Origin of the sequence: Luminiphilus syltensis NOR5-1B (genome assembly GCF_000158175.1) — a bacterium.
GTDB lineage: Bacteria > Pseudomonadota > Gammaproteobacteria > Pseudomonadales > Halieaceae > Luminiphilus > Luminiphilus syltensis.
This window is the reverse complement of sequence record NZ_DS999411.1, coordinates 2,318,109-2,343,871: the sequence shown is the minus strand read 5'-3', so window position 1 is coordinate 2,343,871 and position 25,763 is coordinate 2,318,109. Positions and strand designations below refer to the sequence as shown.

Annotated in this window: 22 protein-coding genes and 1 tRNA gene; 10 read left to right on the top strand and 13 right to left on the bottom strand. The window is 58.3% G+C overall.

Annotated features, from left to right (window positions below):
- Positions 1–10: 10 nt before the first annotated feature.
- The gene (locus NOR51B_RS10555; protein WP_050759464.1) at positions 11–1,945 is read right to left on the bottom strand and encodes a transglycosylase SLT domain-containing protein; all 1,935 of its coding nucleotides are present in this window, start codon (positions 1,943–1,945) and stop codon (positions 11–13) included.
- 134 nt (positions 1,946–2,079) lie between these two features.
- Between NOR51B_RS10555 and selD the strand changes: the two genes are divergently transcribed.
- From selD to NOR51B_RS10540, 3 genes are all read left to right on the top strand, one after another.
- A complete protein-coding gene (gene selD, locus NOR51B_RS10550) occupies positions 2,080–3,138 on the top strand; it encodes a selenide, water dikinase SelD (RefSeq protein ID WP_009020884.1) in 1,059 nt (352 codons plus the stop codon).
- On the top strand, positions 3,131–4,234 hold the full coding sequence (gene mnmH / locus NOR51B_RS10545; protein ID WP_009020519.1) for a tRNA 2-selenouridine(34) synthase MnmH: 1,104 nt from the start codon (positions 3,131–3,133) through the stop codon (positions 4,232–4,234). Before selD ends, mnmH begins: the two co-directional genes overlap by 8 nt.
- Before the next feature lie 60 nt (positions 4,235–4,294).
- Positions 4,295–4,371 (top strand) — tRNA-Arg (locus tag NOR51B_RS10540).
- An 81-nt stretch (positions 4,372–4,452) separates the two neighbouring features.
- Here NOR51B_RS10540 and NOR51B_RS10535 read toward each other — a convergent pair.
- From NOR51B_RS10535 to NOR51B_RS10505, 7 genes are all read right to left on the bottom strand, one after another.
- Positions 4,453–4,767, bottom strand: coding sequence for a chaperone modulator CbpM (locus tag NOR51B_RS10535; RefSeq protein ID WP_009019688.1), 315 nt, complete (start codon positions 4,765–4,767; stop codon positions 4,453–4,455).
- Complete coding sequence (locus tag NOR51B_RS10530) at positions 4,764–5,699, bottom strand: DnaJ C-terminal domain-containing protein (RefSeq protein WP_009021072.1); 936 nt, start codon at positions 5,697–5,699, stop codon at positions 4,764–4,766. Before NOR51B_RS10530 ends, NOR51B_RS10535 begins: the two co-directional genes overlap by 4 nt.
- Positions 5,700–6,085: 386 nt before the next feature.
- The gene (locus tag NOR51B_RS10525) at positions 6,086–6,865 is read right to left on the bottom strand and encodes an SDR family NAD(P)-dependent oxidoreductase (RefSeq protein ID WP_040482026.1); all 780 of its coding nucleotides are present in this window, start codon (positions 6,863–6,865) and stop codon (positions 6,086–6,088) included.
- Between the two features lie 47 nt (positions 6,866–6,912).
- Positions 6,913–7,347 carry a DUF3429 domain-containing protein gene (locus NOR51B_RS10520; RefSeq protein ID WP_009019860.1) on the bottom strand — a complete coding sequence of 145 codons (435 nt, stop codon included), beginning with the start codon at positions 7,345–7,347 and terminating at the stop codon, positions 6,913–6,915.
- Positions 7,332–7,886: a DUF3833 domain-containing protein gene (locus NOR51B_RS10515; protein WP_009021393.1), complete on the bottom strand. Its 555-nt coding sequence runs from the start codon at positions 7,884–7,886 to the stop codon at positions 7,332–7,334. Before NOR51B_RS10515 ends, NOR51B_RS10520 begins: the two co-directional genes overlap by 16 nt.
- Positions 7,887–8,119: 233 nt before the next feature.
- Positions 8,120–9,613: a hypothetical protein gene (locus tag NOR51B_RS10510; RefSeq protein ID WP_009018897.1), complete on the bottom strand. Its 1,494-nt coding sequence runs from the start codon at positions 9,611–9,613 to the stop codon at positions 8,120–8,122.
- A 41-nt stretch (positions 9,614–9,654) separates the two neighbouring features.
- On the bottom strand, positions 9,655–12,885 hold the full coding sequence (locus NOR51B_RS10505) for a TonB-dependent receptor domain-containing protein (protein WP_230198452.1): 3,231 nt from the start codon (positions 12,883–12,885) through the stop codon (positions 9,655–9,657).
- Between the two features lie 422 nt (positions 12,886–13,307).
- On the opposite strand from NOR51B_RS10505, the gene rmf reads away from it, so the two are divergent.
- The 7 genes from rmf (at position 13,308) to NOR51B_RS10470 (ending at position 20,466) form a co-directional block, all read left to right on the top strand.
- The gene (gene rmf, locus NOR51B_RS10500; protein WP_009021463.1) at positions 13,308–13,511 is read left to right on the top strand and encodes a ribosome modulation factor; all 204 of its coding nucleotides are present in this window, start codon (positions 13,308–13,310) and stop codon (positions 13,509–13,511) included.
- A gap of 133 nt (positions 13,512–13,644) precedes the next feature.
- A complete protein-coding gene (locus NOR51B_RS10495; protein ID WP_009021211.1) occupies positions 13,645–14,601 on the top strand; it encodes an AAA family ATPase in 957 nt (318 codons plus the stop codon).
- Positions 14,546–15,535, top strand: a complete 990-nt coding sequence (locus tag NOR51B_RS10490; RefSeq protein WP_230198451.1) for a DUF58 domain-containing protein — start codon at positions 14,546–14,548, stop codon at positions 15,533–15,535. The genes NOR51B_RS10495 and NOR51B_RS10490 overlap by 56 nt, the downstream gene beginning before the upstream one ends.
- Positions 15,532–15,990, top strand: coding sequence for a DUF4381 domain-containing protein (locus tag NOR51B_RS10485; RefSeq protein WP_009020484.1), 459 nt, complete (start codon positions 15,532–15,534; stop codon positions 15,988–15,990). Before NOR51B_RS10490 ends, NOR51B_RS10485 begins: the two co-directional genes overlap by 4 nt.
- Positions 15,983–16,969 carry a VWA domain-containing protein gene (locus NOR51B_RS10480; protein WP_009019108.1) on the top strand — a complete coding sequence of 329 codons (987 nt, stop codon included), beginning with the start codon at positions 15,983–15,985 and terminating at the stop codon, positions 16,967–16,969. Before NOR51B_RS10485 ends, NOR51B_RS10480 begins: the two co-directional genes overlap by 8 nt.
- Positions 16,959–18,854 (top strand): VWA domain-containing protein, encoded by a 1,896-nt coding sequence (locus NOR51B_RS10475; RefSeq protein ID WP_009019114.1) that lies wholly within the window; start codon positions 16,959–16,961, stop codon positions 18,852–18,854. The genes NOR51B_RS10480 and NOR51B_RS10475 overlap by 11 nt, the downstream gene beginning before the upstream one ends.
- Entirely contained in the window at positions 18,835–20,466 is a 1,632-nt protein-coding gene (locus tag NOR51B_RS10470) for a BatD family protein (RefSeq protein WP_195891491.1), read from the top strand. Before NOR51B_RS10475 ends, NOR51B_RS10470 begins: the two co-directional genes overlap by 20 nt.
- A 67-nt stretch (positions 20,467–20,533) precedes the next feature.
- Here the strand turns inward: NOR51B_RS10470 and pepN are convergent, their stop codons facing one another.
- The 5 genes from pepN to NOR51B_RS10445 are packed head-to-tail and all read right to left on the bottom strand — an operon-like array spanning position 20,534 to position 25,748.
- Positions 20,534–23,140, bottom strand: a complete 2,607-nt coding sequence (gene pepN / locus NOR51B_RS10465; RefSeq protein ID WP_009019293.1) for an aminopeptidase N — start codon at positions 23,138–23,140, stop codon at positions 20,534–20,536.
- Positions 23,137–23,970, bottom strand: coding sequence for a DUF2797 domain-containing protein (locus NOR51B_RS10460; RefSeq protein WP_009021487.1), 834 nt, complete (start codon positions 23,968–23,970; stop codon positions 23,137–23,139). The genes pepN and NOR51B_RS10460 overlap by 4 nt, the downstream gene beginning before the upstream one ends.
- Positions 23,970–24,233, bottom strand: a complete 264-nt coding sequence (locus NOR51B_RS10455) for a DUF1315 family protein (RefSeq protein ID WP_040482024.1) — start codon at positions 24,231–24,233, stop codon at positions 23,970–23,972. The genes NOR51B_RS10460 and NOR51B_RS10455 overlap by 1 nt, the downstream gene beginning before the upstream one ends.
- A gap of 23 nt (positions 24,234–24,256) precedes the next feature.
- A complete protein-coding gene (locus tag NOR51B_RS10450) occupies positions 24,257–24,880 on the bottom strand; it encodes a rhomboid family intramembrane serine protease (protein WP_009020892.1) in 624 nt (207 codons plus the stop codon).
- Positions 24,864–25,748, bottom strand: coding sequence for an NAD(+) kinase (locus NOR51B_RS10445; RefSeq protein ID WP_009019849.1), 885 nt, complete (start codon positions 25,746–25,748; stop codon positions 24,864–24,866). The genes NOR51B_RS10450 and NOR51B_RS10445 overlap by 17 nt, the downstream gene beginning before the upstream one ends.
- Positions 25,749–25,763 lie beyond the last annotated feature (15 nt).

Below are 25,763 nucleotides of genomic sequence, written 5' to 3'. Positions count from 1 at the left end.
GTCTATGGGTTTAGTACGTCGCAGACCGTTCCGACGCCGTCAGAAGCTGCGCAGGCTCTCCTGATCGGACTTTATAAATTACGGCATAGGCGAGCACAGCGCGGACGTATTCTCGAGTTTCGCGAAACGGCAGTGTGTCTACCCAGCGATCGACGGAAAGGCCCGATTGCGCCCAGCGATCGACCCGATTGGGGCCCGCATTGTATCCCGCCAGTGCTTTGGGTCGGTTACCGTCGTAGCGGTCCAGCAGTCGGCGATAATACGCGCTCGCCAGCCGGACATTGAACTCGGCGTCATACAGACGCTCGTTGGAGTAACGCAGCCCCAGCTTGCGCGCCATTTCACGCCCTGTAGCGGGCATGACCTGCATCAATCCACGGGCACCCACCGGCGATACCGCCTGGGGGAACAGCGCGCTCTCCCGTCGCGCAATGGCCGTCAACTCGACGCCATCAACGCCGACCCGCTCCGCGGACGCCGCAAAAATGTCGCGGTAACCGCTGGGAAAACGGAGGTCGACCCTGTTTTTGGCCTGCGCACTGTTCGCCGCGTCGATGGTGAATCGCGGCATCCCCTGCTCAAATGCCCATTCAGCCAGTACCAATCGCTGACGCGTGCTACTGCGCAAGAGAAGATAGTTCCACTCCAGCCGAGCGGCCTCGAGTTCTTCGAGGGCCAGAAGTTCACGCACACGGTCTAAACCACTGTCGGAGGGTAGCGATGCGGCGGTTGTGGCCTCAGGCATTGCGCCATTCAGATCAAAGGGCCGACCTATCTGCTCAGCCGCGAGGAAGCCGTGAAAGTGTCGCTCACCGGACAATGTCTCGAGCAGGCTATGTGCCAGCTCGGTGTCCCCCTGCTCGGTGGCCGCCTTTGCCCGCCAATAACGCCACTCGCCGGTGTTTTTCCGCTCATCGCTCAACCAGTCGATAGCGGCGACCAGGCGCTTCCAGTCGGCCTGTTCAAGCTGGTTTCGCAGATAAATTTCAGTAAGTTCGTCATCCCGGATACGTGCGAGGGTCGTCTGTAACCAATCCGCGGGAGCCGCACTCTTCGCAAATAAACTGTGACGGGCAATCATGGTCTCCATGGACCGCAGTTGTACCGTGGTGAAAGGCTGCACCGAGCTGGCGTTCTCGAGCGCCCGACGCCCTTTCTCGGGGTTTACCCGGGCGAGACGTCGGATACCCACCGTCATTAACTGCGCATGACGCTCATCGGATTGGTGCGCATCGGCGACCAGCGCATCGGGCCTGTGATAGACCACCAGCAGCTCGTCGATCAACGGCGCCAGCGCTGACGATGCGAAGCGGCGCAAGTAGCGAATCAAGGCATAGGACCGGGCGTCAAAGGCCTTGAGGGCACGGGACCATACGAGTTCGTCGTCGGGCCCACCCGCCTCCATCCACGCGGAAAACAATGGGTCACAGACTTTTTCCTGAGAGCGCCCCGTGTTCCAAAGGGCCGCTGCACCGGCATAGGCGGACTGCTTATCTCCTGTACCCCAGAGCGCGCGATAATAGTAGCAGCGGAGTTCAGGGTCCTTGGGTGGCGTATCCAGCACCGCCAGAAATTCGCGCCAGCGACGATCCTTGCCCTTGTGCAACAAGTACGCATGGAGAAATCGGTTGTGCAGTGGGGACCCACGACTTCGTTCCAAAAAACCACGCGCCGCCTGTGCCTTGAGATCGTGCAGGCCCTCTAGCAGTACCTCGTAGTCCAGATAAATGACCAGGGGATAGTCCGCCAGGCGAGCCCGCAAGCGGTCATAGCGGGGCCCGGCTCCAGTGCGTAATTCCGCCATCGCCAAACCGTAGTCAGTCCGCGACGCCTCCCGGGAATCCATGGTTTCTGTGCGGGCCTGCGCCGCCGAGAGCAGCAACAAGACGGTGAGAAAGCTCAGCCAAAAGCAGGGTCGGCAGGCGAAAGTTGGACGTGGCGGCATCGGGGACGCGGCAAAACTCCGAAAAAGTCGGTAAAAGGCAGTTTCTGGCGGGAAGCATGGCGTTCGGGGGTCGGCTTTGCAATACAATTCCGACACCAAGACAGTAAAATCGTGCAAAAGGGAAACGACAGCCCATGACTCAAGAGCCCATCCGACTGACCCAGTACAGCCACGGCGCTGGATGTGGCTGCAAGATAGCCCCGGATGTGCTCGACCGAATCCTGGCCGGCAGCCTTGATCGAACCCGCAACCAGACCTTTCCGGAACTGCTGGTCGGCAACGCCAGTCGAGACGATGCAGCCGCAGTAGCGATTGACGACGAGCGCGCCATTCTCAGTACCACCGATTTTTTTATGCCTATCGTCGATGATCCTTTTGACTTTGGCCGCATCGCCGCAACCAATGCCATTAGCGATATTTATGCGATGGGCGGCAAACCGCTCGTTGCCATTGCCATACTCGGCTGGCCGATAGATAAGCTTTCGCCGGAGATCGCCGCCGACGTTGTTGCGGGAGGGCGCGCCGCTTGCCAGGAGGCCGGCATTGCATTGGCCGGCGGTCACAGCATCGATGCCCCGGAACCCATATTTGGTCTCGCTGTTACCGGTGAAGTATTGCGTTGCCACCTGAAACAAAACACCGGCGCCCGGGTTGGTGACCGGCTGCTGTTGACCAAGCCACTGGGGATCGGGGTGCTGACAACCGCCGAGAAACGCCAGTTACTGGCTGAAGCGCATCGCGGCATTGCAACGACCACGATGTGTACGCTGAACCGGGTCGGGACGGCCCTCGCCAAACAGGCCGGGGTTAACGCAATGACCGACGTGACCGGTTTCGGTCTGGCTGGTCACCTGCTTGAACTCTGCGCTGATCACGGTCTCGCCGCCACGCTGCAACTCGATGCCATTCCCACCTTGCCCGGCGTGACCGACTACATCGCCAAGGGCTGTATCCCCGGGGGTAGCGAGCGCAATTTTGCCGCCTATGGGCTGAACTTGCCGACAATGCCTGAACCCACCCGTGCACTTCTGTGCGACCCGCAAACCAGCGGCGGCCTCCTCCTCAGCGTCAGCCCCGAGGCGATGAATGCCGTCGAACAGACCCTGGCGGCGTTCGATCTGCCGACGCACATCATTGGCGAGGTAGTCGCGCGACAAGCCGACCAGGCCATTATTCAATTGATCGGTGACTGATATTGATATCACCCCCTCAGACTTTCGGGACCTGCTACTTGAAGGCAGGCCGCTGATCGATACCCGTGCACCCTGCGAGTTTGCCAAGGGCAGCCCGCCCAGCGCGATCAACCTGCCTTTGATGGACGACAGCGAACGCGCGGCCGTCGGGCTCTGCTATAAACAGGAAGGTCCCGATGCCGCCATTGCACTGGGGCATCGACTGGTCAGCGGTGAACGGCGCGCTGCACGCATTGACGCCTGGAAGGCATTCGCCGAAAAGCACCCCAACGGTGCCCTCTTCTGCTTTCGCGGCGGCATGCGCTCGCAGATCGTCCAGCAGTGGATGGCCGAGGCCGGCGTGGACTACCCGCGGATCGAGGGTGGCTATAAAGCGCTGCGTCGCTGGTCGATCGAGCAGATAGAGCGCATCGCTGCCAGCGCCGACATTCTCCTGATCGCAGGCAGGACCGGCAGTGGTAAAACCGAGTTCATCAATCACGCGTTCAAGGGAGAGCCCATACCAGGCAGTGTTGATCTTGAGGGCCTCGCCCATCACCGTGGCAGCGCCTTCGGCAAATTACCCGGCGGACAGCCCGCGCAGATCACCTTTGAACTTGCAGTGGCGATCGCCTTGGTCGGCGCTGAACATCACCGACCGATTATCCTCGAGGACGAGAGTCGATTGATCGGTCGCTGCGCGCTGCCACCTGTGTTGCAAGAAGCCATGGCCCGGGCGCCGGTGATGGTGCTCGACTCGAGCCTTGAAGCGCGAATTGAGCATTCCTACCACAACTATATTGTCGATAATTTGGCTGCTTTCGAGCAACTGAGCGGCGACCCCGTACAGGCGTGGACTGCGTTTTCAACGCAATTGATCGACGCCATCAAAGCCATCAGAAAACGGCTGGGTGGCGTGCAGTACGACCGGCTGTCCCAAATGATTCAAAACGCACTAGACCATCACCAACGCGGTGATCCCACGCACCACCGCTTGTGGATCGGCGAATTACTCACCCATTACTACGATCCGATGTACAACTATCAACTCGAGAAGAAAGGTGGCCGGGTCATTTTCACCGGGGATTACAACGCCCTGGCAGCACGCCTGTGTTAGCGGCGCCAAATCGTCATGACACGTGAGACGATCGGCGGGCGTTGTTATACTTGCACTTCAGCCCCTGTAGCTCAGCTGGATAGAGCGCTGCCCTCCTAAGGCAGATGTCAGACGTTCGAATCGTCTCAGGGGCACCATATCCATAAACCACTGATTATAAAGCGTCGACTGGCGCAATCGGTGGTTCCACCCAATACAAGTCAAGGCTGGCGACAGCTTTAGTGTTCCTCCGACTTGAGAAACCGCCCCAGCTGTCTGCGCAGGTTCTGGTTTTCCTTCAGGAGCCGCTCTCGCTGGCGAAGCAGGTCGATCATCGTGGCGACAGTGACCCAATCGAGTTCGAAGTCCCGTTGCAAGCGAATCGCACGCTTCATCCAGTGAACCCCAGTGGCATCAAACTGCCAGTCCGCGGCCGAGCCTTCATTCAGGGGCCGTGCAACGTCGCACTCCACAAGTTCAGCGACTGTTCTACGCGACAGCCCCTCCTGCTCACAGAATTCACTGACGGTAATACGCACAAGTGTAGACATCATCGCTTACTCCACTCTTTTCGCGGATCGAAGGCCGCCTTTGTCGCCAGCGTTTGCCAGAGCGCCTCCGTTTCGGCGTCGACCGTGGGCGGCATGACCACTTTCAGTACCGCGTAGAGGTCGCCCTTTCCATCGCGTTTCGACAGCCCCCTGCCACGCACACGCAGCTTCTGCCCCGATTGACTGCCCGGTGCAACGGTAAGCTTGATCTCCCCCTCAAGGGTCGGCACGGTCACCTTGGCTCCCAACGCCGCCTCCCAGGGAGCGACCGGCACAGTCACCAGCAGGTTGTGGCCCTTCAGATCAAACACCGGGTGAGGCACCAGGCGTACATGCAGGTACAGATCACCTGCCGGAGCGTCCCCCTGCCCCGGCGAGCCTTGTCCCTTGACCCGAATTCGCTCTCCGTCGGCGGTCCCGGCGGGGATTGTTACCTTGAGGGATTTTTTGACACGCCGGATGCCCCCGGCCTCGATCACTGGCAACTCATACTCCACCGGCTTGCTTGCGTCGGTGACGGTCTCCTCAAGGAACACCGGCAGCTCGATTTCCACGTCCTGTCCGCGAAAGCCTGAACCGCCAGGGGCCCCATGGGGCTCGCGGCCGAAACCGCTGCCGAATATCTCGTTGAAAAAGTCCGAGAAGTCCGCACTGTGGTGTTGCTGACCTGACGCCGACTGCCAGCCCGGCGGCGGCTCGAATCCTTCACGCTGCCTGCCCCCGTAACGGCGCAGCTCGTCGTACTCTGCGCGCCGCTCGCTGTCTTTAAGAACCTCCCAGGCCTCCGCGACCTCCTTGAAGCTGGCCTCTGCGCCCTCGTCCGGATTCAGGTCCGGGTGAAACTTGCGTGCCAGCTTGCGGTAGGCCACTTTGATGTCAGCCTTTTCCGCGTCAGGCGCCACGCCGAGGATCTTGTAGTAGTCCTTGAATTCCATAGCCCCTTGAGTTCCATACTGTTCGGGTTTTTTATCAATAAGTGTAGCAGTTGCATTGTGGCCGCGATATTGCAGGGTATGATCGCGAATTCGCCGTCTGACGAATTTCGGCGGGCGTCCTACGTGGTCGAAAGCAACGATCCTTATAGCCGTCGAACCGAAAGAGTTCCGGGGTTCGAATCGTCTGCGGACCGCCATATACCCAGGCTTCACGCGCGTCGGCACACGAAACCCTCTTCTTGTTTTTTGAGGAATTGCGCGGGATGTGCGAATCAACTGCCATCGCGATACTGCCGATCACCATGGGCCCCGTTCTGTTTATTGCTTTGACCCATACCGAGACAACCTGAGAAATATGAGCCGACAAAAAATCCGGAGCACCCGCATCAATCGGGTCGCGTTCGAAAACGAAACATCCAGCGCGTCCAGACCGATTGCAAAAACGGGTCGAGCCATCGATAAAGTCTACCCGATACCATGACAGGCTTGCCGGCCTCGACGGCACGAAGCCCATCTCGTACAACGCCATCGGCGTCATACCACAACCATTTGGGCATCTCAGCCTTCATCTCCCCAAGGCCCGCGGTCTCGTGGAAATCGGTGTGGGTATACCCCGGACACAATGCACAAACGTTGACGCCGGTGTCGGCCACCAGCAGATTGAGCTCTTCTGACAGCGCGATGACGTAGGCCTTTGCGGGCCCGTAATTTCCACTGCCATTCAAGGCGATGCGACCAGCGACCGAGGCCACGTTGACCACCCGACCGAAACCCCGCTCGATCATTGGCGGGATCAGGTGATGACAAAGCTCAGCCACGGAGGTCATCATCAACTGGAAAAAGTCGCGCTGTGCCGGCCAATCGCGATCGGTGATCAGATTGGGGCCGGCAATGCCTGCGTTATTGACGAGGAAGTCGATGGAAAGCCCCCGTTGCGCCAACTCCCTGACAATCTTTTCAACAGAGCCAGCCTCGCTAAGATCCGCCACCAAGCACTCGACCCCGACCCCAAATTCCGCCGCCAATGCAGTACCAATGGTCTCAAGCCGGTCTTCTCGTCGTGCCACCAGAACCAGGTGATAACCTTTTGCCGCAAGTTGCCGGGCGAACTCCAACCCCAGCCCCGCAGAAGCGCCGGTAATCAAGGCACGGCGAGGAGTTTCCATAACGCTTCGATCTCTTTCAGTCCACCGAGGACGCGGCTTTAGGGTGTTTAGAGCCCCGACATGTGCAGCGCTATGTATAACAGGTGGGCAATAACAACGCCCACCGTCAATTGGGTACGCATAGCGGCATACCATGTGCCAGTTCCATCGACGTTGCGCTCGTACCACAACAACCCAATAAATCCGAGCATCAACAGCAATGACGCGATCATCGCCTGGGCGGTTAATACTGCCGCCACCCCAAAGATCACCAGACCATTGCTGACCAGCAACCGGATCGGCTGCTCACCTACCGACTGGGTTCGGGCGTGTCCCCATACGGAACCGGAAAGGAAACACAGGATTGCCAGCGAATATACGACGAAACCCTGCACCGAGAGGGCTCTGGGGTAATCCTCGTACCAGTAGATTCCCGCCAGGAATGCATAGAACGGGATGAGCCCAGCAAAGCCAAGGGTGCGTGCTGTCAGCTTGGCGTGCACTGGGCGTCACCACCTGGATGGCGAATAATAGTGAGTACAATCTCACCCACCTTGAAGCCGAACTTGGTCATTATCGACTCATTGATCAGGATGTTTTCGTTAACCAGGTACATACGATCATCGATGGTCAAATCGATGGTGTCATCATCGAGCGGAACCCGCAGAACATATTTGAGGAACATGGCGTTGCCCGCCCAGGACGCCTTACCCTCGCCGACGACATCTCCGGCGGTTGCGTTGTAGGTACCATCCCCCGCAGGGCGCAGGGTCCAGATGCGCTTTTGCTTCTCGCCATCATCGAAAATAAAGTCTTCGTCGAGGGTGCCGACGCCATCATCCCAGCACGCGGCAATATCTGCATTGAAGCGGCGGATGACTTCGCCGGAAAAATTCTTAACGACCCCATGGGCGGTCAATTTTCCATCGAAAAACTGCTCGGGGTCGAGCTTGGGGGTGTTTGACGCGTAATCACTGACCTTTACGGAATTACAGGCAGAGACAAACAGCGCCATCAGTGTAATTGCAGCTATTTTCGACATAGAAACTCTTGAAAAGGAAATAAAAAAACCCCGGCCTTGTGGGCCGGGGAAGAAATACCATCTGGGGGAAGATGGTGTAGAACCGGTTTGTAGGTGCCCCATGAAAAGCTCCAACAAAACAACAGTTACAAACAATTACGACGGCTTTTTTTATCCGGATCACAGAGACAGAAAAAAAATCTCAAAAACAAAAAAAAGCGGCCCTAAGGCCGCTTACGAGCGAAGGTCTGGCTCTAGGGTAATGCAATGACCCCATCGACAAAGTCGTACCATGTGTCGCTGCTGTCATCGGGGTCAACCGCACCAATAAAAGTGGTGCTGTCGAGGAAGTCAGGATCGGCCACCGACTCGGTAAACACGCCGTTGATACCCGGCCAATCGAGTGCATCGAGCCCGGTCGCCTCGGCCGCCATCGACTCGTAGCGATCGCCGAGCATGGCAGGAAGCGCCGCAATCGTGCCGTTGTCGAGACTGACATTCGCGCCCGATAGCGTGCCTTGATCGGCATCACCAGCCGCGCAATCCTGAATCCAGTTGTTGAGCACCAGCGCCGTACCCACCAGGGCCTCGGAGTCGACACCGTCGACGTTGACACAGGTGGTTAGTGGTGTCGCATTGCCCTCGGCAACAGTGACAACCGTATTGTGGAAAAACCCGCCGGAGCCCGCCTTGAAGTTGAAGATGAACGGATCATCGCCCTCGCGCTTGTCCGCGATTACGGTGACGTTGGCCAGAGTGGGCTTGGACAGGAACAGATCGGTCCCTTGTGTGTCCATTTCAAACGCCTCACCGCCGCCTGAGCTGGACTGGATCACCAGTACATACTGCAGGTTACCCTGGAACCCTTCGTCCCAGTCGAGGGAGTCATCGAGGTTGTTCACCAGCAGCAGGTGCTTCACATTCACGGTGCCGCCATAGAACTCAATACCGTCATCGGAGTTTCCACCGATAGCGATGTGGCTCATATCGGTGCCAGCGCCCACACCAATCAGCGAAATGCCATTGATCTCGTTGCCCGGTGAGAACTCAAAGCCGCCCTCAACAACAATAACGTAGGCCAGTACACCACTCGAGTCCTCGGGATCGTAACCACCAGCAAAACCGCTCTCCCCTTCGGAGTCGATGTTGCAGATCGCACCGCCGGCAGTGCATTCGTTGTGTGGCGCATAGCCGTGCAGGATAAGACCACCCCACTCGCCAGAGCCATCGAAGCCATCGTCAGTAGAGCTGAAAACGATGGGCGCGTCGGCTGTGCCCTGGGCATCAATCTGACTGCCACGGGTGATGATGAGATTGGCAAAGGTCCCGCTAACCGCCTCAATCTGAACCCCCGGTTCAATTGTCAGAGTGATGCTCTGAACAGGAGTGCCATCGAGCAGATTGCCATCGTCCCCGAGCTGACCGTTACCGTTACCCACCGTGACTCGGCCATTGAGCAAGTAGGTATTACCGGCGACGAGGGTCAGGTCCGCCGAGACCACCTCGGGCAACTGACAGACATCGGTGGCCACTTCACTGGTGCCTTCAGGGCAGGCGACGCCGCTGGGACCATCACCATCATCGCCACCGCTATTATTGTCTCCACCAATGATGTCACCACCGCCAGAATCGACGCTTTCATCGGTAGGCGCCTCAATAGTGATAGTGGTGTTATCACCGTCGGAGCACCCGCTGATTGCGGTCAGCACCAGTAGTGCTATTGCCATCGAAATAAACTGCGTCTTCATTACCTTTCTCCTACTGTGGGAAAATCGTAGCCGTTAAAAAATCAAAACTGCCAGCGCAAACCGAGCTGGAAAGTCATACCTTTTTCAAACTTCTGAAACACATTGCCGCCCTGTGTGTACTCGACTGGTTCGTTGAGTACGTTCTGAATTCGGGCGCGAATCGTCGCCGGCTCAAATCCGGTATAGCGATACACCAGATTGAGCTCGCCCCTCGGCTCGAAGATGACATCGGGCGCACCCGAGACACCCACATCGGCAATAGACTCTCCGTTTTCGTTATAGAGCAGCGTGAGCTGATGGCCAGAACTGAAGTTGTCGTAACCGAGGACCAAATTGGCCGTGTATTCGGGCTGGCCCTGTAATGCTCGCGCGTCCTGGTTATCGGCAGTCACTTCAGAATCAATCCAGGCGGCATTGAAGGAAACAAACAGGGTGTTGTTGTAGTCGTCGGTAAGATTGAATTCGCGACGACCCTCGACCTCAACACCCAGCAATTCCGCGCTGTCAGAATTCTGGAAGGTGCGGGAGTTACCGGCAGTTCCCGACGCGGGCTGAACCACCCGCTCGATCGGCTTCTCCATATCCTTGTAAAAAGCCGCGATGGACAAATTGTCCTGCTCGTTCTCATCCGAATACCATTCCCAGCGCAAATCCACGTTGACGATGTCGGAAATCTCAAGAAACGGATTGCCACGAATCCGGAAGTTGAATTCATTGTCATAAAAAGTGGCATTCGCCGCCTCTTTAAAGTCCGGCCTCGCTACTGTTTTTGACACCGCAAATCGCAGCTGTTGGTTGTCGGAGTAAAACCAGTTGATACCCAGCGAAGGCAGAATGCTCGCCTCGTCTATCGTCGACTCGACGGCCTCCTGGGCGCCCTGGAGCGAGAACGTTTCCGTCGTCTGGTCGTAAATCTCGTAGCGCGTTCCGGCAATGACCTGCCAGGTATTGTTGATGGTGTGGTCGTAGGACGCGTAGGCGCTGGTGTAGGTCAGCTCGGCCTCGTAACTGTCGGAGGCCAGGGTTTTATCATCAAAGACAAAACCATCGTCGGGATCATCGGCGATACCTCCCTCGGCTCCCTCCGGGCAGCTCACCGCACCATTGCCTTCGCCACAGACGTAGATGACATCGGAGACGAGCAGATTATCGGACGCGAGCAAATCATCACGGGCCTGGTTGATGTTGAATCCGTAGGAGTTACTTTCCGAATCACGCTCCCGATAGATCGCCTGCACGCCCGCCTGCAAGACGCCGAAGCTCCCTCCATCGTCGTAGGCGTCCCAGGTAATATCAAATGAACCGTCGAAGTTGTTATCGGTCAATTCGTCGTAGCGCCGGAGAATGACGTTGGGTTCGATGAAAAAGCCCGCGAGGGGCACGGTCTGCTGATCGTTGGTTTTCTGAAACTCAAAGCCCTGCTTCAGCGCATCGGCATCGGTCTGGGACTGGGAGGCCCGAAACTCCACTTCCCGTCGATCCGGTGCATAGCGATCGGCCTGGCTCGCAGTAAATTGCCACTCACCAAAGAGTGATCCGTCCTCATTGAGAAAGTGTGAGCCCAGGAGCTGTGAAGAAATGTATTGACGCTCTTCCCACTGAGTTGTTTGACGGTACACCGACTGGCGCTCATCGCCCTCCTCACCGACAAAACGCTCGATCTGACTTTCACTGACGCGGGAAAGCACATTATTCCACTCCAGGGTGCTGTTACCGACGTTCCAGCCCACTGAGAAGAGCCCACTGGTCTCGACCGAATTGGATGAGCGCTGAAATACAAAGTTGTCCAGCAAATCGAGGGTCGGCGTGTAGCTGTTGCGCTCACCCTCATCGCGCTTGGACCATTGGTTGGAGTAATTGACGGCGGCGTAGAATCCGAGCTCGGAGTTATCCAGATAGAACAGATCACCGTAATTGGCGCCCAAACCGACATCGGGCTTCACACTGGCCGTATGGAGATCGAAACCATCCTTGATCAGGATGGCGCCAACGCGAGCGAGCTCACCTTTGATGGGATCATTCAGCGCGAAGGTCTCGCCGGTAGTCGTATCCGTCGCAAACCCCGAGTCCAGCAGCGTTGCAATGGCGGCCACACCACCATCCTCGGAGCGGTTGCCAGCGTCCCAACCAAGCCAGTCGAAGTCATCCTCCAACGGATCGACGAATGTTGTTTTCCCCGTAAAATCCGACGTTCCTCCCAGGGAAACGTTAACGCTACCACCGCGCTCATCAGGAAAAGTCTTGGTGTTGATCACCAGATTGCCGCCCGTCGACTCACCCGGCATATACGCAAGAAACGTTTTTTTGATATCGAGCTGATTGACAAAATTGGAGGGGAACAGATCGAGTGGAACCGTACGTCTCGAGGGGTTCGTGGATGGCATGGTCGCATTGTTCAATGTCGATGAAATATAACGACCACCCAACCCACGAATAAACACAAACTTGTCGTCCTGAACCGAGATACCCGGTACTCGTACAACCGACGCGGCCACGTCCGAATCCGAGAAGCGGGTCAGCATTTCGACACCGATCGTATCGACGATATTGCTGGTATCGCGCTCGCTGACCTCGAACCCACTGGGGTCAAAGGTGGCCGTAACGAACACCTCTTCGATCTCCGGGGCACCAATATCCAACGCAATGCCTTCACGCCCGGGCAAACGGATGACCACCTGGCTGCTAATTCCGGCAACCACTCGCACAGACTCCCGGATATCACCCACGGTCAGCCGATACAGGCCCCGAGGTAACTCCCGCTGGGCCCGACCCTGGGTATTGGTCGCAACCCCTCCCCCACCATTGGAAATAACCACCAACTGATTGGCGGCAGGACGATCGCCCTCCAGCACAACCACCTCGAGGCTACCGGGAGCCGCATCTCGACGCTGCTCGGCTCCTTCCACCCGGGCATAGCTTTCAATGCGGGGGTTCGCAGGCTCGTTTCGGTCAAAAATGACATCGACCAACTGTGCCGGCCCATAGGTCAGGCGCAGGGGGTAGGTCTCGCCGTCAGAGAAGGTCATCATCGCACCAGCTTCGGTGCCGCTCAGGTCTGCTACCAAAGCGCCGTCCCGCGATGTCTCGCCCACCGATTGGCCATCAATGCTGACTTCAACCCCGTCTACAGGTGTGCCGCCGTCGAGCACATAGAGCATCAGTTCATCGTCTGCCCACGCGCTCAGTGGACTCAGCAGGCTCACGGCAAAAAGCGCACAGGTCAGCAGAGGCTGCGCCTCTCGATCGAAATACGGTACCCGTGCTTGCGGCAAAACGACACTCCCTGCGAATCGGTCAATGCGGGCACCATAAGCCGCGATTGTTAAAGAGACATTGCCAATCTGTGACAAATTTGTGACGAAACAGGTAGGGGTCTACGAGCGATTCTTCACCCCATATTCCCTTTTTCGCCACCCGGACTCGGAGTTAGAACAAAAGGTTTTTCGACAAGCGCGCCGCAATCTGGTCTATTTGGGGTGTGCGAGCCACTCATCAGCGAGTGGGCGCGTCTTTCGAGCGGTTGCCTCAGGCACCGTCCGACCAACGCGCCACACTACGCAAGCTTCCCCATTGCTGCCCCCCGGGTCAGCCGCTCCGTTGCAACACTCAAGAAATCAACACAGTCATGCGCCCACGGGATGCATTGCCACGTGCACTGCTACCTGTTGCGCATTCTTTTTACAGTGGAGAGTTTATGAAGCGACACAAGCGAGATATGAATCAACGCGCCTACGAGCGCGGTTACCAGGCCGGCCTGACTCGAAAGAGCAGCGAGCTCTGCCCCCATTCCGATGGTCTGCATCGGGAAAACTGGCTGATGGGCTGGCGGGAGGGACGCACCGACCAATGGGACGGACTGAACGGCGCCACCGCTTGCCACAAATTGTCAGGCTTCTGATCTGACAACGGTGCCGACAGGCACCAATCACCCACACTTTTGATTATTCAGGCACCCTGCCCGGGAACTCGGGCGGGGTTGTTTTTGTCCGAAAAGGCACCATAGTTACCGGACACCTCCACTGGGTTTTTCTGTGAATCACGAACCATTGCAACAACTGGAACGCTGGCTCGACAGCCAGATCATTGGCCAGCAGGATTTGATCCACAAACTCCTCATTGCGCTGCTCGCCGACGGTCACCTTCTGGTAGAGGGGGCACCGGGACTGGCGAAAACCCGTGCAATCAAGCAAATGGCCGACGGCATTGAGGGCAGCTTCCACCGCATCCAGTTTACGCCGGACCTCCTGCCGGGCGACATTACGGGTACCGATATCTTTCGCCCACAGCAGGGAACCTTCGAGTTTCAGGAGGGCCCGATATTCAACAATCTGATTTTGGCCGACGAAATCAATCGAGCACCCGCGAAGGTACAATCCGCCCTGCTCGAAGCCATGGCCGAGCGCCAGGTCAGTATCGGCAGCCGCACCTACCCCTTACCGCCGCTGTTTCTGGTAATGGCAACACAAAACCCCATCGAGCAGGAAGGCACCTACCCGCTACCCGAGGCCCAGTTAGACCGCTTCCTAATGCAGGTCAACGTGTCCTACCCAGACGCCGCGGCGGAGATGGCCATTCTTCGCCTGGTGCGGGATGAGGCCAGTGGGGACGTCCTCGATACCCCCGCCGAGTTGTCGCAGGCCGCCATCATCGAAGCGCGAAAAGCAGTACTCGGGCTCCACATGGCGCCGGCGGTCGAGGAGTACATCGTCCAGCTGGTCATGGCAACACGAGAACCGGGCGCCTACGATGGCGAATTGTCCAGCTGGCTCGAGTACGGTGCCAGCCCCCGCGCCACCATCGCGCTGGATCGCTGCGCCCGGGCCAGTGCCTTTCTCCACGGCCGGGATTACGTAAGCCCGGACGATGTGCAGCTGGTAGCGCCGGACTGCCTCAAGCACCGCCTGATTATTTCGTTTGAAGCGGAGGCCGCCGGTGTCACCCGAGATGCCGCGGTCGCCCGATTACTCGAGCAAGTACCTGTCGGTTAATGGGCTGATGCACCCCAGGGTCGATCAAGCTCCACGCGGCGCGCTGGCAGAGGTGGCAGACCTCATCGCCCTGCGATTCGCCGCGCGATTTATCAATGTCACCGCAGGGGGTCGCACACTGGCGCACCTCGCCGGCTCAAAACGATCCAACCAGCGAGGCCGAGGGGTCGAGTTTGATGAAGTACGCCAGTACGCGGCAGGCGATGACGTACGCTCGATTGACTGGCGGGTTACCGCGCGCTCAGGCACCGCCCACACCAAACTGTTCCACGAAGAACGCGAGCGACCCGTACTGGTCGCCGTCGATCAACGCCAGACAATGAAGTTCGGCTCACGCACCTGCTTCAAGTCGGTGCAAGCTGCCCATGCGGCGTCCCTGCTCCTGTGGTCGGGCCTGGACCGCGGTGAGCGCGTCGGGGGTATGGTTTTTGATGATCACCACTTCGACGACGTGCGGCCACGACGGTCCCGGAACAGTGTTCTGGCGATGATTGGCCATCTTCACGCCTACGGGCAACCCTCTTCCGTTGGCACAGGAGGGCAGGACCTGGCAGACCACATACGGCAGCTCTCACGCATTGCGCGCCCCGGGAGTCACACCTTTATTATCAGTGATTTTGACGCCACAGAGGGTGACTCCCTGCTCGAGGGGCTCCGCCACCTGGTCCGTCGCACACAGGTCACGGCCATCCGGATTGGTGACCCTCTGGAGCAGGAATTGCCGGTAGCCGGTCGCTACGTGGTTACCGATGGCAATACCAAAACTGCACTCAATACGGCCGATGCCCAACTAAGACGGCGGTTTTCCGAAGACGCCCGAGACCGTCACCAACAGCTGGTCTCATCCCTGCAGGGGTTAAGAATACCGCTGCTTGAGCTGAGCACCATCGACCCGACCCTGCCCGCCTTGCAACGGGTGTTCCCCGACCGATGAACCCCGAGGAACTCCTGGCCGACCTCGAACCCCTGCGCAGCCCGGAAGCTATCGGCTGGTGGCCCCCCGCGGTGGGATGGTGGGTGGTGTCGTTACTCCTGGTTGTCAGTATAAGCACGCTGGTTTGGCTATGGCGACGGCATCGCCGGCAAACCGCCTACCGGCGAGCGGCAATCAAGCAGCTGCGACAGCTTGAATCGACGCAAACACTGACCACAGCGAGCATTAACCGCCTGTTGAAGGCCGCCGCGCTGCAGGCGTTTCCCCGGGATAAGGTCGCGCCATTGTCGGGTTCCTCCTGGATCGACTTTCTGTCGCGCTCCTGCAACAAGATCGAGTCGGTCGAGCTGGCGGCACTGGCGAGCATTTACGAAGAAGAGGCCAGGCCTGCGGACCCCGCGCTGGTTAACGCCGGTGTGCGCTGGCTGAAGTCGCACAAGGCTGCCCATGTTTGAGATCTTGTGGCCCTGGGTGTTCGTGGCGCTGCCCCTCCCTATCATTGTTCGCCTGTTTAGGGCGGGTGAGAACGCCGCCGATGAAGGCGCACTCCGAGCCCCCTTCGCCAGCCGCTGGCAGGTGCTTAAGCGGGGCACCGGTCGACTCAGTAATCGCCCGTCAGCGGCGCTGTGGATTCTGTGGGCAATCTGGCTATTGCTGGTACTGGCATTATCACGACCACAGTGGGTGGGCGATCCGATTGAGCTGCCCAGTAGCGGTCGCGACCTGATGCTCGCCATCGATTTGTCGGGCAGCATGCAAATCGAAGATATGCAGGTGGGCGCGCGGCTGGTTTCGCGGATAGAAGCGGTAAAGGCAATCGCCTCAGACTTTACTTCCCAGCGGGTAGGTGATCGGGTGGGGCTGATTCTGTTCGGTACACGCGCCTATGTACAGGCGCCGCTGACCTTCGATACGGCGACGGTGACGCGGTTTATTCGGGAGGCGCAACTCGGTTTCGCCGGCGAGGATACGGCGATCGGAGATGCGCTGGGGCTGGCAATAAAAAGACTCCGGGAGCGGCCGGCCGAGTCCCGGGTACTGATACTACTGACCGACGGGCAGGACACCGCGAGCACCGTCGACCCGATGGAGGCCACCGCACTGGCGGCTGAGTCCGGCATCAAGGTCTATACCATCGGTATCAGCCGCCGTATCGGTGCCAGAGCCGGCGGGTCCGGCGAGGTCGACGAAGCCCTGCTCAATGCCATCGCCGAGGCTACCGGAGGCGAGTACTTCCGGGCCCGAAACCCCGCGGAGCTGCAATCGATCTATGGCGTGGTCGATCAGCTGGAACCCATCGAGCAAAACACCAGCACATTCCGACCCAAGCGAGCACTGGGCTATCTGCCACTCTCCGCCGCATTGGCGCTCGCGTTGGCCAGTATTTTATGGCGTTCACGCCCTAACTTCGGGAGCATCGCCGGTGCTCGCTGAGACTATCACCGTACTAAGGCCACAGGCGTTATGGCTGATACTCCCGGCGATCCTCGGTGCCGGCCTGCTCTGGCGGGCACGCACCGAAGCGGGTTCCTGGAGCAAGGTCATTGCACCCGAGCTCTTGCCCTTTGTTCTCGATCAGACACGCCAGACACACCAGCGCTGGAAGAATCCGGTGATTACAGTGCTGCTGCTTATCGCGGTAGTGGCCATCGCGGGACCGAGTACCCAAAAAGTGGATGTCCCCGTCTATCAACGCGCGAACGCGGTCGTGGTTATCCTCGACCTCAGCGCGTCAATGCTGGCCGCTGATGTACAACCCAGTCGGGCGCAGCGGGCCCGTCAGAAGATTCTCGATCTATTGGATCGGCGCACCGAAGGCCTCACCGGGTTGGTCGCCTATGCGGGCGATGCCCATGTGGTCGCGCCACTCACCGATGACGTGCGAACCATCGAGAATCTGCTCCCCGTTCTGTCCCCCGACATCATGCCGCTTCCCGGATCCGATGCGGGAAGCGCGATCGAGAAAGCCGCGGAACTGCTCGGCGCTGCCGGAATGAGTAGCGGCACACTGCTACTCATTACCGATGAGATCCCCAAACTCGACACGGAACGCACCAGAAGCCTCCTCTCGGACCAAGGCGCCCGCCTGTCGATCCTGGGCGTTGGCACCGCAACGGGAGCACCGATCCCACGGCCAAACAGTGGCTTTGTCCGTGACCAGTCGGGTGAGATTGTCGTTCCCACCCTCGATGCTGGAGCACTTCGCCAAATCGCGACGGAACTGGACGGCAGGTATTCCGATGTCGCACTCGACGACAGCGATCTCGACTACCTGACCGCATTATCCCCTCTCGAATCCGAGAACAATATTGCATTGGACCGCCGAACCGACACCTGGGAGGATCAGGGATACTGGCTGATCTTCTTGCTGCTGGCAGGCACCCTGCCCCTATTCAGGCGCGGCTTACTGCAATTGGCCCCGCTCGCGCTTGTCGCCACTGCGTTGATCAACCCTACACCCGCCCAGGCGGTCGATCTCAGTAACTGGTGGCTCACTGCCGATCAGCAGGGTCAGCGGGCGCTGCAATCCGGTGACGCCGAGCGTGCGGCAAATCTATTTGCCAACGAGCAATGGAAGGCTGCGGCACACTATGAAGCAGAGGATTATGAGGCAGCCGCCGAACGCTTTGGCAACGGGGACAATGCCGATGATTTCTACAACCTCGGCAACGCCCTCGCCAACGCAGGCGATTTTCCCGGTGCCATCGCCGCCTATGACAAAAGCCTCGCCCTACATCCCGATGCACCCGACGCCCTGAAGAATCGCGATATCGTCGAACAACTACTGAAACAACAAGAAGAACAGCAACAGCAGGGCCAGAATCAGGAACAGGAACAGGGACAGGACGGTGATAGCGGCGACGACAGCGAGCAGTCGCAGCAGCAGCCCGAATCCGGTGAGCAGGAAGCGGGGACCGAGGGCAACAACGAACAACAGGGCCAGGAGGGTGAATCTGAAGCTGACCCCTCGGCCGATAATTCCCAGTCGCAACAGTCTGACGGGCAGCAGGAAGAGTCATCCGGGGATTCGGGACAAGACCCGAGCGACGCCGATTCGCAGGATGAGGAACGCGCTGAGGCCAATACCCAGAATGCGCGCGCCGCCGAGCAATCCGACGATATGCGCGCTGAACTCGAGCGCCAGACCCAGGCGCAAATGACGCGCTTTGATGAAGCGCTGGAAGAACAGCAGGCTTTGGAACAGTGGTTGCGACGCGTCCCTGACGACCCCTCAGGTTTGTTGCGCAATAAATTTCGTTACGAAACGATTAAACGACTCAGGAATGGTGAAGAACCCGATGAAGATATTCGCTGGTAAGGGCTTAGTGGTTCTGCTGCTTATTCTTGTCACCGCTCCCGTGGATGCGAGATTATCAGCAGAAGTCGACCGTCGCGAGGTTGCTCTCGGTGAGACACTTCGACTGACTCTGCGCGGCGATGATGGTGAAGATCCCGACGATGTCGACCTGACCCCGCTCTCTGCAAACTTTGTGTTGTTGCAGCGCTCCAGCTCCACAAACGCCAGCTTGATCAATGGCAGTGGTAGCGTCATACGCACGCTGGAAATTGAAATGGAACCCCTGCGCGAAGGGCTGATGGTCATCCCCTCATTTAGCGCAGGGGGACGGCAAACCACCCCTATTGCCATCAAGGTCAAGCCGCGACAGGTCACAGCTACCGATGACGCGCGGGTGCAGTTTAGTGCCCAGGTCGATCTCGACGAGGCTTATGTCCAGCAGCAGGTCATACTGACCGTGACCCTCGCGCAGTCGGTCAATCTCGATGCCCGTACCGTATCGGAATTGAACATTCCCGACGCCGTGGTGGAGCAACTCGAGCAACGCTCGTTTCAACGTCGTCAAAGCGGACGACTGTGGCAGGTTACCGAGTTGCGTTACGCCATCTTCCCGCAAAAAAGTGGTTCGCTGGAGATTCCCCCGATCACTTTCAGCGGCCGGGAGCTGATTCCGGGACGATCACTTCTGGGGGCCAGACTCGGTAATCGAACGCTGCTTGAGACCACCCCGATTAGGGTGGCCGTCAAGCCCGTACCCACCGCGTTTACCGGAGACGTCTGGCTACCCGCGAGCGCACTCGAGCTCAGGGAAAACTGGTCGAGCAATCCGGGAAGCCTCTCGGTGGGCGACTCGACCACCCGTACGATCGAGATCGTCGCCCGCGGACTACAGGGCAGCCAGATTCCGCCGCTGACCAGTTTCGGAGACACCAGTCCCCCCCCCGGTCTACGTTTCTACCCGGACACCGAAACCATCGATGATCGCGAGGTAACCGGCGGGATTGAAGGCTTCCGCGTACAAAGTGAGGCACTGGTCAGCACCGATACAGGATCATGGCAGCTCCCGGCGATCGAACTCCCCTGGTGGAATACCGAGACCGATCAAATGGAGATAGCGCGTCTACCTGGCCGATCGGTCTCCGTGGCGGGGCCGGCAGGCCAAACACCCACCGGCACCGAAGGTGCAGCCTCAGTGACTGAAACGGCAGAAAACACAACGCTGCTGTGGCAGGGCGTTGCCGCCGCGGGTTGGTTCCTGGTGTTACTGTTGGGCGCATGGGTTGTCTACCTGCACAAAACCACGCCTAACCCCGGCGCCAAAACACGCCCCACCCCAAAACAAAACCTGGTGGCGCTGCGCCTGGCATGCCAAAACAATGACACGCAGGCCGCACGCACCGCGGTACTGAAATGGAGTCAGGATCACTTTGGCGATGGCGCGCCGGCGACGCTTGCCGAAGTGGGTCGACGCTGCTCCCCTAACGTTCAGGAGCAGCTGCGGGCGCTGGATGCGGCACTCTACCGAGTTGGCGACGACGACTGGAGCGGACAAGCGCTCTTCGCGGCGATCCGTGACGAAAGAGCACCCGCAGATAACGGTTCGGATTCACGCTACAGCCTTTATCCCACCTGACTTAGAGCGCAGCTAAAAACACAGGGGTTACCGTAAAGCAGCGAATTCGGTGCGGCTCACGCGGGGATCAATGGCCATCGAGTGTGCGCTGCACCACCTCAAAAACGTCCCTCGATAAATCGTCAATCGCGGCCACACGCTCAAGCTGGCCTCGCATGAGGTCGACTCCGTGGGCATAGCGACGGAATCGCGTCAGCGGCGAGAGCATACCCGCAGCCATCTGGGGGTTCGCTTTTTGAATAGCGATGACCGTATCGGTCAGCAGTGTATACCCCGCCCCGTCGGCCCGGTGGAATGCGATGGCATTGCGGCCTGCCATCGCCCCTACCAGCGACCGCAACTTATTGGGATTGCGCCAATCAAAGGCGGGATGATTGCGCAGCTGAGCGACCGTTTCAACGGCGTCGTCATGGGGTCGAGTTGCCTGCAGACTCAGCCACGCGTTAACGACGAGGGCCTGCTGCTTCCAGTCCTCATAAAAGCGCTCGACCATGCGCTCGCGCTGGAGGTCACTACCATGATTGATGAGGCAGCGTGCAGCGGCGAGACGATCGGTAAGATTGTCGGCGTGGGCGTATAGGTGTTCGGCGAACTCCAAATCGATAGCATCGGTGTAGCAGAGATAATCTGCAGCGAGATGCCGCAATGCCCGATGACCGATCTGTTCAGCGGAAGGCTCGTAAGCCGCCGTTACCGCATAACGAGCAAACCACTCGCTCCATTCCTCTGCGAATGATCGCGCAATCATTTGCTTCAACCGCTCTCTGCGCTCATGAATACTGTGAACATCGACCAGCCCACGCTGCGCCGCCCGATCAGCGAGATAATCCTCACTCGGCAGGATCAAGGTCTGCGCCTTCATGGCGGGATCAAGGTCGGACGCCATGACCTGACCGTAAGCATCGAGGAAAGCGCTCTCCGATTCGTCGTCTGCGACCGTGGCTTCCATTAACTGTGCCGCATAACTCTGGGCCGCGTCCCAGCGGACGAAGGGGTCGTCATCGGCCGCCATGAGCACGCGGAGTTGGTCGATATCCGGCTCGGGAGACACTCGCACCGGTGCAGAGAAGCCCCGCAGTAACGCGGGCACAGGCTCACTCTCAACTCCGTCGAAGACAAACGTTTGCCGCGGCTCGGTGAGTTCCACCACGGCTGTCGTGGCGCCGGAGGGCATCGTCATCGGCGCTCCATCGACCACCAGACCGAGCGCCAATGGCATATGCAGCGGCCCCACCTCGGAGGCGACCCCCACGGCTGGATTACTCTGTTCAACGGTGAGACGGTAGCGTGACGAATCGCCGTCGTAATCTCCCGTTACAGTCAGCAACGGTGTCCCGGGTTGGGAATACCAGCGACGAAATTGAGAGAGATCACGCCCCGATGCCACTTCCATCGCATCTACAAAATCATCACAGGTGACGGCCTGCCCGTCATAGGTTTCAAAATAATGGGTGGCGCCCCTTTGGAATACCTCGGCGCCAAGCAAGGTGTGCAGCATTCTGACCACCTCGGCGCCCTTCTCGTACACCGTGGTTGTGTAGAAGTTGGAAATCTCGATGAAGGAGTCGGGTCGAACGGGGTGCGCGAGCGGTCCGGCGTCTTCCGCAAATTGATGCGCTCTGAGAAAAGCGACATCTTCAACGCGCTTCACGCCGCGAGAATGCATGTCCGAGGTGAATTCCGCGTCGCGAAAGACCGTAAAACCCTCTTTCAGCGATAACTGGAACCAATCGCGGCAGGTCACCCGATTGCCGGAAAAATTGTGGAAATATTCGTGGGCCACAATCGATTCGATACGTTGATAACCCGCGTCCGTAGTGATGTCCGGACTCGCGAGAACACACGAAGTATTGAAGATATTGAGGCTCTTGTTTTCCATCGCGCCCATATTGAAGTCATCAACGGCAACAATGTTGAACAGCTCGAGATCGTACTCAAGACCGTAGACTTCCTCATCCCAGCGCATTGATCGTTTCAGCGACTCGATGGCATGGGCACAAAAGTCGCGGTCTTTTTCTTCGACATAAACGCGTAACGCCACGGGCTTTCCCGACCGTGTGACAAAGGTGTCTTCGACACAGGCAAGATCACCCGCCACCAGCGCAAAAAGATAGCTGGGCTTGGGCCACGGATCCTGCCACACCGCCCGGTGTCGTCTATTATCCAGGACACCACTGTCGATCAAATTACCGTTACTGAGAAGCACCGGGCAGGCTTCCCGGTCCGCTTCAATCGTCACATTAAACAGCGCGAGCACGTCGGGGCGATCAGGATAATACGTGATCTTGCGAAAGCCTTCGGCCTCGCATTGCGTGCTGTAACTGCTCTGGGAGCGATAGAGACCCTCGAGCGAGGTATTGGTCTCGGGCGCGATCCGAACCTGAGTCTCGAGCTTGAACCGATCCGGAACCTTCGAAATTACCAGTGTCTCAGGCGTGACGGAATAGTCAGATTCGGCGAGTGACACCCCATCGATGGCCACCGATTCAAGCACCAATTCAACACCATCGAGGACCAGTGGCGCGTGCCCAGGCACGGCTCTGACCATATCCAGGGTGGCGCGTACCGTGGTGTAACCTGCGCGAATATCAAAATAGAGGTCAATCTGTTCCACCGAAAAATCCGGTGCCCGGTAGTCTTTACGAAAAATCGTTTGCGGTACTCCGTCTCTCATACCGATCCGACCTTGAATTCCACGTTGTATCCTCCGTACTTGCGAATATTGATTACGCCGGTATCGAGCATCAGATATTGCCCCTTAATACCCAGCAACGTGCCAAATACCTCGGGCTGTTTATCCAGGTTGTGAGCCTTTACTTTGACGGGCCACTCGAGCACCGGATACGCGATCTGCTGAACCTCGGCGTTATCGATAATCTGAATGGACTGCAGGCCAAAATCACTCTGTAGGGTGCGCAATTCGCGCTCACACTGCCCGATCAACTCATCGCGGATGGCACCGAGGTCCAGGTCATCCTGATTGCCTTTTAACATTCGCTGCCACGCGGTTTTATCGCTGACATGCTGGCCAATCGCCACTTCCAGCAAACCAGATTGCTTTCGGGTTGCCACGCGCGCGATGGGCAGCGCCTGGGTTGCCCCCTGATCGATCCAGCGCGTCGGCACTTGAGTACCTCGGGTAATACCCACTTTTATGCCCGAAGTATTGGCGAGATAAACGATGTGCTCGATATTGCAGTTGGCCTCACCCCACTCTGGCTCGCGGCAGGTACCGGCATCAAAATGACATTTCTCAGGACTGACAATACAGCTGTCACATTGCGCCAACTTCCGAAAACAGGGGTAGCAATACCCCTGGTTAAAGCTCTTCTTGGTCACTCGATTGCAGTGCACACAGTTGATAACCCCGGTAAACACAATGCTAATGGGAAGACCGATGGCGTCTTTCAGTGGCAGTAGCGAGTCGCCTGCGACGAAACTGTAATTCACGGGGCTCGCAAGCTCTGTCCGCATTTTTCGGATGGCACCAACCGCGGCGGTCATCACTTGCTCTCGCCCTGTAGCGTCAGCGGTTGTACATCCTGTTCGCGACCACCGCCCTTGTGTCCTTTGTCGATAAAGCCGATACGATCGGCCTCGGGCAGGTGCAGCTCACCCCAGGCGATGACCGCGCCCATGGCATGCTCTCGCTGACTTGCCGTGACGGCTTTACCATCGGGCCAACGGCCCGTTGCCAGGGCGTCGACCAAACGGTCATAAACCGAACGGTCCATAGTGGCGATGGTATCGCGGTATGGATCTGTCATTGCTGCCTCCAAAACGCTCTAGATTAGCGAACCTGCAACCGGGAAAGAATGGCGAACAATCCGCCCAGTGCAAAACCAACGGCGAGACCGCCGAGGTGGGCGCCATTGGCAATCGCCCCCACGCCGAGGAATTCGAGCACGCCGAGAAAACCGACGATCAGCCATCCGAGCATAAATAGCAGGATGGGGCGCGGCGGCGGGATAATCCACCCTGGACGCACCAATGATGCCGCCCAGAGAAAACCGAGAAACGCGTACACAACGCCGGACAGCCCGCCGAAAATGGAGGGCCCGCTGACGAGATACTGGATACCGTTGCTCACACCTGCGGATAACAGAAACAGGCCGAGTAAATTGACCGTACCCACGCGCTGTTCAATACGCTGACCAAACTCCCACAACCACAGGGAATTGAACGCCAGGTGCAGCCAGCTAAAGTGGATAAAGGCCGGAGTCACAAAGCGCCAAAAGTCGGCACCCGGCTCTCCAAACTGAATCATTCCACCAAACTCGTCAAAGGGAACAAAATTGAACGCCTGAAGCACGCTCAGCCAACCCAACTGATGAAACAGCAGAAAACAGACCACACTGATGACGATCAGCCCAAGCGTCCCCGGCGCGTGGCGAACGCTATGGGATAAGGGCATCTGACCACCGGAGCTTATCGCGGCAACTGGCGTAAAAGCTGTATCCGGGCGGGTGCAACAGCGTTAACGGCTTATCTTTCTTTCTAACAAAGACCGCGTCGCCCGGCAGGGCTGTGAGGGAAACCTGACCATCGCAGGTGACGGGTGGATGTATGAAGTTGCGCGCCACCACATCGATACGGATCTCACTATTTCCCTCAACGACGATGGGACGGCTGGTCAGCGAATGCGGAAACATGGGCACCAGAACGATGGCATCAAGGTGCGGATTCATAATCGGCCCGCCGCCAGACATTGAATATGCGGTTGAACCTGTCGGCGTCGAAACAATCAAACCGTCGGCGTTAAGACGGTAGACAAACTCACCATCAACATTGAGTTCAAATTCGATCATTTGTGCGGAAGTACCGGAGTTGACAACCACGTCATTCAGCGCCTCGGCGCTGCCTATCGTTACCCCGTCGCGGCGCACTTCGGCGTCCAGCAAAAAACGGGAATCGCGATGGTAGTCACCATCAAGCACCGCATTCACCTGCGCTAGAACATCGTCCGGGCTGACATCAGTGAGAAACCCCAGTCGACCCCGATTGATACCAATGACCGGAGTATCGTGTCTGACCAGCATACGGGCTGCGCTCAGCAAGCTGCCATCACCGCCGATAACAATCGCGAGATCAACCATGGCGCCGATTTGCTCGCGAGGCATCATCGCGCGTTTTTCGAAATGCGCGAGTGTGGCCAGCCGGTCTTCGAGGGTGACGTCAACGCCGCGTTGGTCAAGCAGACTGAGTAAGTCAGCGACGACCTGGTTGACGCCAGGATGCTCTCGCCTACCGAGCAGGCCAATCCTCTGAAACTGATTAGGCATTACGAAATCCTTGCT